The 15,787-nt window shown below is 30.3% G+C and carries 8 protein-coding genes; 3 read left to right on the top strand and 5 right to left on the bottom strand.

What is annotated here, in order from left to right; all coding sequences use genetic code 4:
* Window positions 1–45 precede the first annotated feature (45 nt).
* On the top strand, window positions 46–579 hold the full coding sequence (gene yihA / locus IM807_RS01305; RefSeq protein WP_196362779.1) for a ribosome biogenesis GTP-binding protein YihA/YsxC: 534 nt from the start codon (window positions 46–48) through the stop codon (window positions 577–579).
* A 384-nt stretch (window positions 580–963) separates the two neighbouring features.
* On the opposite strand, the gene IM807_RS04210 is transcribed toward yihA, so the two are convergent.
* From IM807_RS04210 to mraZ, 3 genes are read right to left on the bottom strand one after another with little or no spacing between them, the layout of a single operon-like run.
* Window positions 964–1,941, bottom strand: a complete 978-nt coding sequence (locus IM807_RS04210) for a cell division protein FtsZ (protein WP_196362778.1) — start codon at window positions 1,939–1,941, stop codon at window positions 964–966.
* Window positions 1,942–1,974: 33 nt separating this feature from the next.
* The gene (gene rsmH / locus IM807_RS01295) at window positions 1,975–2,862 is read right to left on the bottom strand and encodes a 16S rRNA (cytosine(1402)-N(4))-methyltransferase RsmH (RefSeq protein WP_196362777.1); all 888 of its coding nucleotides are present in this window, start codon (window positions 2,860–2,862) and stop codon (window positions 1,975–1,977) included.
* A gap of 1 nt (window position 2,863) precedes the next feature.
* Window positions 2,864–3,304, bottom strand: a complete 441-nt coding sequence (gene mraZ, locus IM807_RS01290; RefSeq protein WP_196362776.1) for a division/cell wall cluster transcriptional repressor MraZ — start codon at window positions 3,302–3,304, stop codon at window positions 2,864–2,866.
* 778 nt (window positions 3,305–4,082) lie between these two features.
* On the opposite strand from mraZ, the gene IM807_RS01285 reads away from it, so the two are divergent.
* On the top strand, window positions 4,083–6,227 hold the full coding sequence (locus tag IM807_RS01285; protein ID WP_196362775.1) for a putative immunoglobulin-blocking virulence protein: 2,145 nt from the start codon (window positions 4,083–4,085) through the stop codon (window positions 6,225–6,227).
* Complete coding sequence (gene mip / locus IM807_RS01280; protein WP_196362774.1) at window positions 6,208–8,646, top strand: Ig-specific serine endopeptidase MIP; 2,439 nt, start codon at window positions 6,208–6,210, stop codon at window positions 8,644–8,646. The genes IM807_RS01285 and mip overlap by 20 nt, the downstream gene beginning before the upstream one ends.
* Before the next feature lie 552 nt (window positions 8,647–9,198).
* Here mip and IM807_RS04205 read toward each other — a convergent pair.
* Together IM807_RS04205 and IM807_RS01270 are read right to left on the bottom strand one after the other, a co-directional pair.
* Entirely contained in the window at window positions 9,199–12,525 is a 3,327-nt protein-coding gene (locus IM807_RS04205; protein ID WP_196362773.1) for a P110/LppT family adhesin N-terminal domain, read from the bottom strand.
* 23 nt (window positions 12,526–12,548) lie between these two features.
* Entirely contained in the window at window positions 12,549–15,545 is a 2,997-nt protein-coding gene (locus tag IM807_RS01270; protein WP_196362772.1) for a P97 family adhesin, read from the bottom strand.
* Window positions 15,546–15,787: the final 242 nt, after the last annotated feature.

Genomic DNA, 15,787 nt, shown 5'->3' with positions numbered 1-15,787 from the left:
TTTTTTACCACATTTTGGTAAAAAAGTAAGAAAAAGCGAAAAATAATGTGAAAATTCCTTCGTTCATGCCCAGAAAACTGTTTTTTTGAGCCGCAATTGGTATTTATCGGTCGCTCAAATGTTGGTAAATCTTCTCTGATTAATGCTTTGGCAGGCGCAAAAATAGCTCGTGTTTCTGGTAAACCTGGACACACTCAGTTATTAAATTTTTACAGAACAACTCAGCAAAAATTGATTGTTGATCTCCCTGGTTATGGTTATGCACGCCTTTCGAAGGAAAAAAAACAACAAATCGAAGTTATGATTTATGATTTTTTTACAAAAAATCAGTACATTGTTCTTGTTTTTTTACTTATTGATGCAAAAGTTGGTTTTAGTCAACTCGATCTTAAAATGATTGAATTTTTAAAATTGCAAAATTTAAAAATTCAAATTTTAGCAAACAAAATTGACAAAACAAACCAGTCAGAACGTGCTTCACTTACCAAAGAGTGTCAAAATTTGCAACTTGATTGTTTGCAGATTTCTGCAAAATCTAAAAATAATTTGACCAAACTCAATGAAAAACTTAATAAATAAAAGTTACAAGCTACTTGGTTTTATTAATGGATAATAGTTTTATGTTGAATTTTGGCCAAATGTGTACAAAAAATGTCAGATTTTGCATGAAAAACAAATTTTTTTCTATATTTTTCTACTTTTTAAAATTTTAAATGACTTTATTGACCCAAAAAATGCTAAAAATATGTGCTTTTTGGGTCAATACTTTTTTCTAGTGATTTTCACTAAAAAAAAGTATTGACAATTTAATAGCTTTTCAGAAATAACCTATAAAATGCATTTGGCGTTTTTTATAAGCTTTTAAAAATTATAAAAAAACGCCCTAAACAAACTAGGACGCCTTTTTTATAATTTTTAAACCTTTTGTTTCTATATTTATTGATTTAATTATTGCTTTTTTTACTAGAAAATGCTCATTTTAGCGAAAATAAGGTTTTGTTTATCCTGACTAGCAGTTTCATAACTGTGTTTTTTTTGGCTTGCAATGATTCCAACCTCGATTTGGTCATTGAGCCTTGGTTCAAAATAAACACCGTAGCTAAATTTTAGGTCCGAATTGAAATTTTTTCGAATTTTTTTGAGAATCTGGTTGATTTCAGTTTGTAAAATCGTTCCGCTTGAATTAATTGTAATTAGCATTTCTTGGGAGGAAAAAAGGTCAAAATCGACAAAATGATTACGGAGTGCAAGATCAATTGCCTTTGTTGCCCGTTGTTCACCACTGGCTGCTCCTGAAGCTACAAAAATGAAGTTGTTATTTGCCAAAATTGATTCAATAATTGAACTATTGATTCGCACTAAAGCATTTTTTTGAAAAATTGCTTTAATCATTAAAGAAATTTTCTGCTCAATGTTACTAATAATTAATTTTGTGACATCGTCGAGAAATAAAGTTGAATAATTAAGGCTTATTTGTTCAGTTGAAATTAAAATCAATGAATCAACAACTTTTTTTAGGTTTTCAATGATATCAAAACTTGTCTGGTGTCGAATTTTTGAATCATTTTCCAATGGATTTGTGGCAATGACAATAGTGATTTTGCCCATTTTTTTGGCGATTTTGGCGACTGCCTCTGCTGCACCAGAACCAGTCGCGCCACCAAGGCCAACAACTAAAAACAAAATTTTAACGTTTGAAAGAACATCTTGAATTTTTTGACTCTCTTTAAAAACAGTTTGACTTGATTGGCGTCAATCATAATCAAAACCTGATTCTTCGATAATTAATGATTGATTTATTGAAAAATTGAAGTCTGAATATTCATTGCGTGAATTAATGAAAAATTTTGGAAAATTAGCTTGACCAAAATTAATTGATTCAACGATTTTTGATCCAAAATCACCTAGTCCCATTAGCATGATTTTACTAAAATTTTCCATTGTTTTTCCTCGCCTTCAATGTTTAAATTGTCACTAATTTTTAGTTAAAATTCGGAGTTTTGCTGATTTTGCTCGCGGATTTGCAGCTATTTCTGTTGGTTTTGGTCGAAAAACTTTTAAGGAAAATTCTGGATTGCCTTTTTTAAAAAACTCGTTATTTGCTTTGTTAACCAGTTTTAAAAAGGCATTTTTGACAATCTTGTCTTCAAGTGAATGAAAACTAATTATTGCAACTTTTGATCCATTTTTTAGAAATTTTGGCAGTTTTTCTAGTAAAAGATGCAAAGATTCAAGTTCATTATTGACTTCAATTCTCACAGCCTGAAAAACATTTTTTAAAAGATTCTTTTTAGCCAACACTGCGGCTGGAATTACCTTTTTGACCAAATCAACAAGTTCAAAAGTGGTTTTTAAAGGTCGAGAATCAATAATTGCTCGAGAAATCTGCTTTGCAAATTTTAGTTGGCCAAATTTAGTAAAAATTCTTGCTAATTCTGCAAATGAGTATTCATTGACAACATCAAGGGCACTAATTTTTTGGCTTTGATCCATACGCATGTCCAAGATTCCATTTTTAGAATATGAAAACCCACGTTCGGGATTATCGATTTGCGGCGAGGAAACCCCTAAATCGACAACAAATCCGTCAACAAATTCAACTCCAAGATTTTTTAAGTAGGAATCGAACTTGCAAAAATCAGCTCAAATAAATTCAACATTTTGGCTAATTGCTAAAAGTTCTGCTTTCGTTTTGGATAAAGCTGCAAAATCTTTATCAAAAACAATTAATTTTCCTGTTGTTAATTTCTTCAAAACCTCCTTTGAATGGCCGCCACGTCCTAAAGTTAAATCAACATAGCATCCACTAGGGTTAATCTGCAAGGCTGAAATTAGTTCTTTAAGCAAAACAGGTAAGTGCATTTTATAATTCTACCCCTGATTCTAATAGTTCTTTTTCAAGATCTTTTGTCATTTCAGAGTCAGAAAATTTGGCATAAAATTCATCATATTTTTGCTCAGGTCAAATTTCAATTTTGTTATTAACACCAATTAAATATAGTTTTTTTTCGATAGCAGCAAGATCAAGTAAATTTTTGGGGATCAAAAATCTTCCTTGTTTGTCAACGGAGATTTTGACTGTGTTGCCAAAAAAATACCTTGCAAAATCACGAAGTTTTGGATCAAGTGAATTCGCTTTTCCGATTTTTTGAGCGATAAGGTCAAATTCAGCTTGGCTTCTAATTTCAAGAATTTTTTCTAAATTGGCTGAAATATAGAAGTCGCCATCAAGTTCATTTCGAAAAGCAGGTGGCATCACAATTCTATTTTTTTCATCCAATACTCTGAAAATAGTTCCAAACATTTCCGTTTCTCTCCACTATCTTCCACAATTATACACCATTTGTTAAAATTCAAAGTTTTTTTTTTTATTTTATTTTTATTAAAAAAACAAGTAATTCACAAAAATGTCCTATTTCCGGGAATTTTTGTGAATTAAAAACTAAAAATATTCTCAAAAAAATAATTTTTTCAGCGTTTTGTCAGCAAAAACTAATGGAAAAAATTATTTTTACTGACAAAAAAATTGTAAATTTTTAGTAAGAATCAATTAATTTTAAAAAATCACTTTTTGCATTAAAAAAAATGCAAAAAAGTACTGTATTTAGGTCATTTTTTACCCTTTTGTGTGCCAAAATTATACTAAATTAACAATTTTTATTTTTTTTGCTAAAAATTGAAAAAAAATATATTTTTTTTAAAATTTTTTATTTGTGGTTTGTTATTATGAAAAGCAAAAATTTAATGCTTTAATTTTAAAGAGGGGAAAATTAGTTAGATTTTCTCAAGTTTTTTCATTTTCTTTGCACATTTTAACAAATTTCCTAAATTATATTTAAGTGGCGCAATTCAAAAATTGGCGAAAAATAAAAGCAACACTAATTTTTAAAAAATTGTCAACTAGAAACTAAAAATTTACAAAAAAATTTTTTCAGCTAAAGTTTACTAATTATTTTTATTGGTTAATTTTTTAAAGTAAAAAAATATGTCCTATTTTCTAACATTTGCCAGATTTCTTCTCCAAAAAAAAAAAAAAAGTGGTAAAATAATGTCAAACATGGGAAAATAAAAGGGGTTGAAAAATGGTTTTAAGCATAACAAAAAGACAAAAAGTCATAATTTTGATTGCCACACCTTTGTTGCTTGTGCCAGGCGCAATTGCACTTGGTAACTATTTAACTACACTCAATTTTTCTTCAAGTGAAAATAGTTATTTAAATTCAAGTCCTTCAACAATTGCAAAGGGCAAAATTGATAGTTCTTTAAAGTTTAATTCCCCGGTCACAAACGCTTTAGTCAACGCCAAGGATCAAAAAAAACCTAATGATGCGCAAAAAATTAAGGATACCGAGGCACCTATTATTGTTAACACGCCTAATGAAAAGAAAAAAGAGGAAAAAGAAACAGCTTCACCTGATCTTACAGCACCAATAATTAAGCCAAAATTTGCTCCTTCAACTGCCCGTGATGGTGCAAATTTATCTGAAGGTTCATCCCTCGATAGGCTAACAAAACTTGCACTTGAACGTAAAGCTTCTGGTCTTGCAGCTGAAATCAAAAAATTAGACCAAAGAATTGCTTATTTGGACATGCAGGTTAAGGAAATTAACCGCGTTTATGATAAAGAATACAATAATGATCATTACAATCCTTCGCGAATTCCACCCAAAGAATGGGAAGAATTTCGCAAAATGAAGCTTTATTCTTGTGATCCAAGCATTGATTGTCCGGCAATTCGTCTTGATCAAAACAAAGCTGAGCTCGAAAGACTAAAAAAAGAAGCGCAAAATCCTAAACCGTTGACACAAGAGGAAATTAAAATGCTCAAGCAGGGTTTGCTTCCTGTCGTTGACAATCCTTATGCTTGAGGTTACGATGATGAGGCAAAAAATCCGACTTTAAATGTACTTAAAAGAAATAATTTAAACCGTGTGTTTAACATTCCAGGATATTATTCGCGGGTTTCAAATGCAATTTCAAGCCTTGATTATCCAGGTTGGGATAAAAAAGATGTTTCTTCACAATTTCAAAGTATCTTTTCGCAGTACGGAATTAACAATAATTCCGTAACAATTTATGAATATTCGCCAAATAAGGACAATCCGGATTTGTCGAACCGCCAACCACTAAAAGCGATTGTATTGAATGCTGATGACAACAATGCTTTTGAAAAATTTCAGCAAATTATGCAAGCAGCAATTAAACAAGATAGTAAAATTCAAGCAGTAGTGCTCAAAAATGTGGGTTCACTTAATTCCCTGCAAAATATTGACCCAATTTTGAAAGCAATTCCGCCTTCTGTGGTAAAACTATCATTATTTTTGAACAACACTGCGGCCACTCGTGGTCTCCGTGGTTTGGAAAATATCAAGTTGAAAGAACTTGAACTTTATTCAGATAGCAACGCTCGTTCACAATACTGGGCAATTAATCCTAATGCCCTAAAAAACGTTGATTACATTAGTTTCGATTATGCCTCACAGGCTGATGTGATCCGGACTGGTAATGAAAAGGTCCCTTCTTCAATCACTTTTAACACAATTCGCTTTGACAAAGGTGATGATTTGAAGAAAATCAACGAAGGTTTTGAGATTGTTTTTAACTCAAAAATTAACCAAAGAGTTTTTCAAGGAAACTTTGGTGGTAAGGGTGGTTGACCTTCTTTTCTTGATTTTTCTGATACTAACATCAAAACAATTAAGGGCATTTGGTTTGATGAATTCAATCGTGTTTACAATGTTAATGTCGAAAATTGACCCGATGATCCTTATGCCAAAGAAAATTATGTTGGAAACAGGACGCTTAAATTTAAAAGAATGATTTTCCAACCTGATATGGTGGGACAAAACCCTTCTTATATTGTAAAAATTGCCGATTTTAATGGCGCACAGTTTGCACAGCGCCTTGCCTTCGAGGATCCGCCACCACCGCCAACTGAAATTCAGTTCATGAAGAATGGCCAAGAAGTCTACGGAATTCCGCTTTATTTACAAGGTGACAAGTTTGAAGGCGATGCAAAAATGCAATTTGAAACCTTTATGAGAGCAGTAAATCAAGGCGGTGGCAAAAGAGTTACAAAAATTTACGTTGAATCTGAAAGTATCAGAAATCAACTTGGTAATAAAGTTGGCCACACTTTAGTTGAAGTTAAAAAACTTTCTAATACAGCGCGAGGCGGCGAAAATAACCCAGAAAGTGGGTCTGAAAATGAAGAAATTCAAGTTTAAAATTTTATTTATGCTACCAATTTTTGCAGCAACAACAAGTTTGATTGCTTGCAAAATTGTTACACCATCAGAAAAAATCGCTGAAATTGAACAAAATTTAAAAGATTTAGAAAAAAATTTTGCTAAATCAAATCAAAATCGCCAAAATTTTGAAAATTTTTTTAATAATATCAATAAACAATTGGAAAATTTAACAAACATTTTATCAGACCAAAGTGCAATTGCTTTCAAAAGTAAAACAAAAGATTTGCTTACTAAATTAAAGAATTTTTCAAATCAAGATCTTGCTGATTTTACAAAAAACACCGAATTTAAAACGGTTTTTGGAAATCTTCTAAAAATTGTTGAAAAGGAAAAAAATACTGTTGAAAAACAGGATCAAGAAAAACAGGAAGCACCAAAAAATCCGGCACCAGAACCAGCGCCACCTAGAAAAATTGTTCCAGACCCTCCTGAAGTTACAGCATCTTTCGCGCCTCAAGGACAAACTTTTTCAAAATGGGATAGTAAAAACAACAAGCGAATCGTTGAGGATCAATACCAATTTGATGATCCAAAAAGAGAACTTAATTATTATAAAAGTTTAAATACAATAAGCACACAGACCAATAGCGCTTACCGTCCCCGTTTTTTCAAACTTTATCCAGAAAGTTTTGATCCAGTTGAAAAGTCAATTTTAGAGCAGCTAAATCAAAAAGCAAAAGAAGCTAATCAGCCTTACTACCAAAACGCTCAATTCCGGGCGTTTTCCTTACCAAAATATGATCAAACTGGAAAAATAGTTGGTCTTGAAATTAATGAATTTGAGCAACCTTTGGGTGTTCCGGCTTATTGGGGGCCAGAAAAACAGACTGGCGGGCCTAACAGAAATGGCCTTCCACGTGTTTTACCAAATAATAATTACAAGGAATTAACAAAAAATTCTTTTTCTTTCATAATTCACAACGGTCGCGTTCGTGGTGATGATTATCCTTACGAAAATATGGATGATAAAAAACCGGTGATTCAAAGTTCGCCCGCCTACGGAACAGTTTCAATTTTGGACTATGAAAAAAAGGATGATAATTCTTATCCTTTGAAGTGATTTTTCATCACAAACGCCCATGTTGCCGGCGCTTTACGCCTTGCTGGTGATTCGCCTTCGGATTCAAATCAAGTTTGAGGTCGTGATGAGTTAAATTATTCAGAAAAATACCGTCAGTACAACACTTGATCGATTGCATTGACAAAATTGAAAAAATCAACCCCTGTTTTTGCTAAAATTCCAACTTCTCTTGGTGAAAATTACAACAATTATTATGATCAAATCAGCATTCGCGTCAAGGAATTGAATGGTGAACTTTTCAATGATGGAAAAGGCAAAGAAGCACGTAGTAATGTTGAACTTGTTAATAAAACCCCCAAACAACCCTTAAATGTGCGTACAATTGTGATGGGTACTAATGCACTCAAGTCTTCGCCAAAGGATTTTTCTGACCAAGAAAGATACAAAAATGTTGAAGAAGTGCTTGATTTTGCTGTTATCGAAGTTAATTTTGACAATGAAGCTCAGGCACGAAAAATCACTGAAGATTATTACAATGAAACTAAAAATCAGTCAAATAGCAAAATTAAATTTTCGATTCGCCCTGAAAATTTCCTTGAAAAAGAAGAATATGAAAAAATTCATCCAACTGATTTTTATGGTTTTGGTTGGCCTTCAACCAAAAATGAACACGAAAAAACACTTGATCGCTACGAAAATTCACGCGAATTTAATGCAAGAAAATTTTCGGTTTCACCTTGATTTAATAAGTCTGAATCTCTTTTTTTCAATAAAGATTCAAGTGATGCCCGTTGGAAAAATGGTGGTGAGTTTTCTTGAACGCGTTCATACCGTTCATTTGTAAATCTTCCTGGAATTACTGATTATCTTATTTCTAACCCGACTTTGGGGGAAAATTATTTTGGTATTGACCATGCGGCTTTAGATGGTAAATATGACAAAAGTCCATATTTACTTTCTGGGCAAGGTTTTTTAATTGATAATTTTTCTTCTGGCGGCGGTGTTTCAGGAACTGCAATCCGTGACTCAAACCAAAAAGTTTATGGGCTTTTGTTTGCTAGCGATAAAACTGCTTCTGCTGCAATGGTTTTAGCGCTTCGTTCTTACGGATATGACTACAAGGGCTACTATGGCAAGTATAATTTACCTGCTTATGACCTAATTTATGGTTCAAAAAATCAATTTAAATCTTATTTTGATGCAATGTTGCAATTGTATGGTAACAAAAATTTAAAAACTAATTTGTTTCCAAATGGTTTTAGCGAATCTACTCGAATTGATACTTTCAAGGATAAAAAAACAGTTGATCTACCAGCAGAAATTCAAAGTAGAACTTATCAAAAATCCATTTCAAAAGCACCTAAAAATTATTAAATTATGAATAAAACCAAAATTCAAGAAAGTACTGAAAATTCATGATTTTTGTAATTTTGGTCGTTAAAAAGAATCAAAAAGTTGATTTTTTCATGTCAAATCTGCATTTTTCATACAGATTTGGTTAAAATTAGTTTAAAATCACATCAGAGTGAATTCAAAAGCAGTTGAATCAGAATAATTAAAACTGCAATTTTGCATTTTGCAGAAAAATACAGTAAAATCTATAAAAATAAAATTGCACACAAAAAATCAAATTCATTTTTCTAAATAATAAAACAACTCTGAATGCTCAGAGTTGTTTTATTATTTAGAAAACCAAGATTTTATGCGAAACAAATTGATTTTTCGTAATTCTTTAAAAAGGTAGATGATTGAAAAATTGAAAAAAATTTGTCACAAAATTGTTAGTATAAAAAATTCAGACGATTATTTTTATACTAATTTAACTATTATACAATATCTTTTTTATTGCTTTTTTATTTTTAGGCAAAGTCTTAAAAATAAAAAATAGTTGAAAACTCAAGCAATATTAATTGTACTATATTAAACCTATTTTTCAATATAAGATTTAATGAATGCATCTAAAATTTCACCACGACTTTTTTCATAATCGCTAGTAGTAAATTTGGGATCATTAAAAGCAGCAAACGCCTTTAAGGTTATTGTAGATTTATCTGAAAGTTCATCAGTTTGCTTTGCTTGATTCTGTGCGCCCTCAGATTTTTTCCCTTGATTTTGGGCACCTTCGGACTTTTTGCCTTGATTCTGTGCGCCCTCAGATTTTTTCCCTTGATTTTGGGCTCCTTCGGATTTTTTGCCTTGATTTTGTGCGCCTTCGGCTTTTTTTCCTTGGTTTTGGGCGTCGTTGTTTTCAACAGGTTCAATTGAAGGGTTTGGACCAATTTGATTTCAATCTAAATCAAAGAAATTAGGAAAAGGACTTCAAGTTCCAGTGTTGTCAATATTATAAAAGACTTCACCAACTTCCTTGTAATTCTTTGGATTTTTGCTATTTGATGAATACAAACTAACTTTGATTGAATAAGGAGTTTTGATTATTTCAAGCAAAATGTTAGCATTTTCCTCAATTGGTTGGCTAAATTCATTGTCAACAGTTTCAAACACATCTTTTGGACTATAAGCATTTTGTCTAAAATAAATATTGTTTACAAAATCAAACATTTTTGGCGTTTTTTCAGCATTATTATCTGAATTTTCACTACCTGAAGTTGAAATTATTCCGTGAGCATAAAAATTTGAATGAGGATTAACAATGAAATTTGTAATTGAGTCAGAAGAACTAGTTTGTGTATGGGTGGTACTGCTTGAAGAAGTTGTTTCTGCGGTTTTTTTTGGGAAACCAGAAGTTACTAAAATTTGTTGCTGATATTTTGTTTTAAAGTTTTTTAAAGGAATAAACAAATTTCCATTCTTCTTTTCAGATTCACTTTGATTACTTAATTTTCTAAGGCTAAAAAATCCACTTACCTGTTTAAAGTCCATGCCAATTACAAAAAAGTCTTTATTACCCAAACTTTTTGTTGTCATTTTTTGAATAAAAATCCCTTTTCCATACTTATCTGACAAAATATAGTGTTGTTTTTTATCAGAAATATCCTTAGCACTAAAGGCAAGATAAATTGCACCTGAGTTCAAAAGTGAAGGACGACTTTGCGTTATTGAAGTAGAACCGCTAGTTCTTCTTATTGGTGATTCTTCTAATTTAAGAGCTTTTTTTATTTCCAAACCTTCAGAAGTTTTAGTTACATTTGTTGACTTAAAAATAATTTTTCTGTTTAGGTAATCAGCAAGTTGTTTATATTCACTACCCTTGTATTCCTTGAATTGAACTGAATTTGGTTCAAGAAAAACAGAAGGATTGTATTTTTTGATTACATCATAAGCTGATTTTTCAGATAAAATTGTGTTATTAATTAAAAATTGAGAGCTTGCCAACACTTTTGTTGTATCAGAAAGTGAAACAATTTGAAAATTAATTACTAAATCTGTATTTTTAAAATCAATTGAATATTTGGTAACTGCATCCTTAAAATTATAAATTTTTGGTGCGTTTATTGCTGTTCAAATACTAGTTCCAATGGCAGAATTAGCAGAATTATTTTGAGATTGTATAGTAGAAGTCGCTGGATCTGAAAAAGAAGTTACAGTAACATTTTTTGCATTTGTTACCTTAGTTTCGGTGTTTTGATTAGAATTATTCTTTTCTGTGGAAGGTTTGGATTGCTTGTCTTTTGCAATTGTTTCTGAATTATTTGCTGGTTTTTCTGCAAAAAAAGAATTTTTTTTGGCTTCAGCAATTGCTGCTTTTATTTTTGCTTTTGCAGCTTCTTTTTCAGCTGAATTTGGGTATTTACCATTGTCTAGCAAATAAATTTTGCTAATTACTTCATCGGTTGGATTCTCTAAATTACCTGGATTTTCAGCTAATTGATAAAGTTCTGCAATAATTTTTCTGATTTCATTAGATGACAAAGGTTGTGAACCAGATTTTTTTGGAATTGAAAAGACTTTTACTTTATTTACATTTGGCTGCAAATTTAGAGTGTTTGAATCGCTTGAAATGCCAAAAATTGAATCAAGAACTTGTTCATATTTGTTAAATTCAATGTTTAAATCAACAAAAATCGGCAATTCTTTGGCAATTTCGATTTGGTTTCGACTAATATTGGCTCTAATTTCAAAACGAATTTTTTTGTTTGCCAATAATTTTTCCTTATCATTTGCAGCAATTTTTGTATCATTTGCAAGTGAAAAAGTGACATCAACATCTAAGGTACCAACCGAATTAGTTGGAACAATGAATTTTTTTTGTGTTCTTAAATTAAAAATATCAGCAAAATTTTTATTTTTTACAACAGTTTCTGTATTAGTTGCTGAGGTTTTTTTGCCATAAAGATATTTTTCAAGTGTAATTTTATCTTTGATTAAAGCGCTTTGTACTTCTTGTTTAAGGTCAATTTTGTTTTTTAAATTTGTTTCAAACCAAAGCGCTAGTTCAGAGGCAATTTCTTGATTGCTTATGAAACCACGAATTTCCAGATCTAAATCTAAACTTGTTTTTTTGACTAAATCCTTCAATTTAAGTCCAAGATACAACTTATTTTCCTTATTTTTAAAGGTTAATTCTTGATTTTGTTCATTTAAAATTGGCTCAAGTTTATGACTGTCACCTAAAAAAACTGGCACATCCAGTGAGTTAAAAAGTGAAAGTGAAGAATTTGTATCAATCAATGCCTGACTTAATTTCAAAAATAAATCAATCCGGTTTGCAGCCTTAAATTTTTCATTTAAAAGTTTTTTGAACTCTAGCTGTGTTAGTTTTGCTTTTGAAACATCAATAAAAGACTTTGAAGAATCAAGCAAAAATTTGTTTAAGTCACCATCTAATTTGTCTGTAATTGCAAAGCCTTTTAGCACAACTGAATGTGAAAAAGTTACAAAATCTTTATCTGATTTTGCAAAAATAACAACATTTTTAATTGTTTGTCCATCAACAATTGCATCGGAAAAATCAAAAGCAATTTTGTAACCTTTTGCTTGTAAAGCGCCAAAATCAAATGCCGAACTAAGATCAAGCTGATAAAGTTTGTTTTTTGCAAAATTTAAAGCTGTTTTTGCAGAAATTTTTGCAAAATTAGGTTTAATTTGCAAATTGCTAACTATTTTTTCAAAATCTTCTTTTGAAATTGCAGATTTAGCAATTACATCATATTCTGCTGGTTTTTTATTCAAAATCGAATAATAAGAATTTCAATAAGATTTAATTCCAACTGTGGTTCCAACAATTGCACTCAAAGCAATAGTTGCTCCAATTGTGCTAATAAAAATTAAGGATGGTTTTTTAAAAATTTTCATAAGTCCGCCTTTTTTAAAGAATTTTAAGCAACTTTTATTGCTAAATTATTTGCTTTTAGGTTTTTCCTGACAGTAGCAAAACTAGGTTTTGCACTTCATTTAATATTAATTTTAAATTTAAGGGTTGAAAAATATTCTTCTGAATCTTGCTGGCTAGAGATTTCAGTGCCATTTTTTTTCAATTTCAATCGAAAAAAAAGTTGCTTTTCTAATTGATTGTTGATGGCAAAATCGATTGAATCAACAACAGTTTCAAATTTATCATTGTACTTTTCCTTCAAAAAGTTCTCAATTTTTTTACCTATGTCCTCAAGGTAACTTGAAACTGAAGTTGAATTAGGTGGTTGAGTTGTTTTTGGAAAGGTCAAATCTGCAAATTTTTGCTGTTCTAAGTCAATTTCACTGAATTCATGTGGAATTGACAAAATTGCATTATCTAATTCTTTGATTTTTTTGCGTTTTGCAAAATCTGCTTTTGATTCTAATTCCAAAAATAATTTTGTTTCCGGGGTCAACAAATCAAAATTTATACCTTGTCTTGAGTACTGAATTCTAAATTTAAAATTAATTGGCAAATAACTTTTAGAATTTTCAGTTTTATTTTGCTCAGAAACGTCCAAAGGTATTGAGACTGCTACTCCTTGTGTTTCAGGCTTAATTTTGTTTGCTAACTCTTCGATTTTCTTGTCAACTTCAGCCTTATTGATAATTTCGCCCTTTTCAAATTCCAAAGCGTATTTAAGCCCTTCATCTAATTTTGCTCAAGCATGAAAGTTGTCAAATTGTGCTGCTTTGAGAAAAAAAGCCTTAAGAACATCGCCAAATTTTTCAAACTTGGTACCAATAAGTAAATTTTTGTCCTTGATTTGAGAAAAGTCTTGAAAACCTCCTTGTCCATTTAGCAAACTATGTTTTTTAAGTTCTTTGAAAATTTCTTTATCAGATTTTTTTGTCAAAAGCTGTTTGATTTCACTTGGTAAAATTAGTATTCCGTAAAAACCAAAACCGCTTGTTTGCATTTTTCAAATATTATTAAAAGAAAGCTTTTCAATGTTATTTTGTGAATTTTGGTTCAAATTAATTTTGTCAGCCTCCTGGAAAATGTTGTCATTTGCATGCAAAAGGCTATCGGGAATCTGAGCTGATTCTGACAAAAGTTGCCATTTTTTTGTTAATTCAAAAAGAGTTTTAATGATTGTTTTTTGATCTTTTGTTAGCAAATCTTGAAAAAAACTAGCAACTTGGTGTCCATTATGAAAAAACCTTTTTGAATTTAGGACAGCTGTTTTTTCTTTTTTTGGCAATTCAGTTTTGTCAATTGTAAAATTTTGAATTTCAGCAATTCCTGGCTTTTCAAGTTGGCCTGTTCAAGATTTAAGCAAAGAAAAATAAGGTGTGAATTCAAAATCATAGTTGTTAGTCAAAAACTGTTGAATATCAAGGTTTTTTGTTGGTTTTGTATTTGCAAAAAGTGTATCCACTTCCTCTTGAGCAATTTTTTGAAAGATCGATCTTAGCTTGGTTCCAAAAGCAAAAAGTGATTGCTTTTCTTTACCTTTTCCAAAAAATGGTAAAGAAAATTGACTAAAAATTGCCTGGTTTTGTAGTGGTAAATTTGAATTTTGTTGCTGATTTAAATCAGACTTTTTGGAATCTAAACCTTTAAATCCTGATAATTTTAGCGCTCCAGTTTTTGTTAAAACTTGGTTTTTATCACTCAGTTGAGAGCCAAAAAAATCATTGGCGACACTAATTGTGTAAGGGATAATGACACTTTGCTTATTTTCTGGATCTAAAGTTGCTCTTTGGGCGTGAAAATTAATTTCAAATGCATTCTCCTTGTCTTTTTTGGCAAATTTTTGTTCCAAATTGCCAAAATTAAGTTCAAGTTTTTTTGTTTTCAAAATATTGTTAATTTCAGTTTGTGTATTTTCTGACCTTGATTTCTCATCAAGAAAAAATCCAGATTTAATTTTTGTCAAAAACTCATAAGCCGTCTTGTTTTTACTGGTTAAATCACTAAATTCAGTGATTTCTGGATCCTTAATTTTTAAGTTTGAAAGAAAATTGTTAACATCAAGAAAATAGGATTTCTCACCTTTTTGAATTTTAATAACACTAACAATTGGTTGGATTTTAAGCGATGGATCTGCAAGCATTTGTTGTGCTTCATTTGTGAATCTTGCTTCTAAAAAAAGTGTTGGAATATCATCCTGAAGATCAACAAATTGATTGGAAGAAGGTTGTTTAATGAATGAAAAATCAAAGATTTTACCATTATTTGATAATTTATTTTCAACTGAAAGATTTAAATTTTCAAAAATTTTGGAAAAATCAGGAAAGAAATCATTTATTTTTTTTAATAATTCATCTGAATTTAATGCTTTATTTAAAGAACTTTGAAAATCAATCGCCCTAATTGTTGAAGGATCAACTTTTGCATTTTGATTCTGAGAAAAATTTGTAATTCTTGTGATAAAAAAATCCTTGATTTTTCTAAGAGCAAAATTAAAATCTGCAAACAATAAATTAGATTGCTTTGCAAATGCAACAGTTTGCTGATAAATATCAGATTTTGCAATTTCACCATTTTCCAAAACTTGATTTACTTGAAATTTAATTTTGAAATTTTTGTTGACATCATCAGGAATAATTTCAACAATTTGAAAATCAACTTTTTTGGTAGCATATTCACCAAAAATGGTATTAATTTTTTCAAATTGGTCACTATTTTTGGTGTAAAAAGAAAAAAATTTGGCAGTATTTTCTTGATCCTTAATTCTGTTGTTACTATCCAAAAGTTTTGATTTTATTGTTTTGTAATCAGAATTTTGCTCAAGAACTTCCAAACTAAAGGCTAAATTAGTGACTTTAGCTGCAAGATCATTAGCAAATTTACGTGGATTTTCAGCATTATATTTTGCTGTTGTACTAAGCCCGACTACAAGACCAAAAAAACCTAAACAACTAGCAGCGGTGGTCAAGCCAATTGTAAGGTTTTTTGACTTTATTTTTTTCATATTTGATTAGTCCTTTTTTGGCAGAATTTAAACAAACGGTTAAATTTTAAAAAACGTAAAATCACAAATAATTTTACAGTTTTCTGCCAATACAAAATTATACTTTTTTTTTTTTTTTTGCAACAAAATTCTATTTTTTAAGTAAATTAGTAGAAAAAATTCAGACAATTAGTTTTTTTATAATTTTAAGACAAACTCTATTTTTATTTTTTTAACGTGTTTATTTTTAAAAAAATTTTGAA

The organism is Mycoplasma sp. 'Moose RK' (assembly GCF_015708155.1).
In the GTDB taxonomy this organism is placed as follows: Bacteria; Bacillota_I; Bacilli_A; order Mycoplasmatales; family Metamycoplasmataceae; genus Mesomycoplasma.
This window is presented reverse-complemented; position numbering and strand designations above follow the sequence as displayed.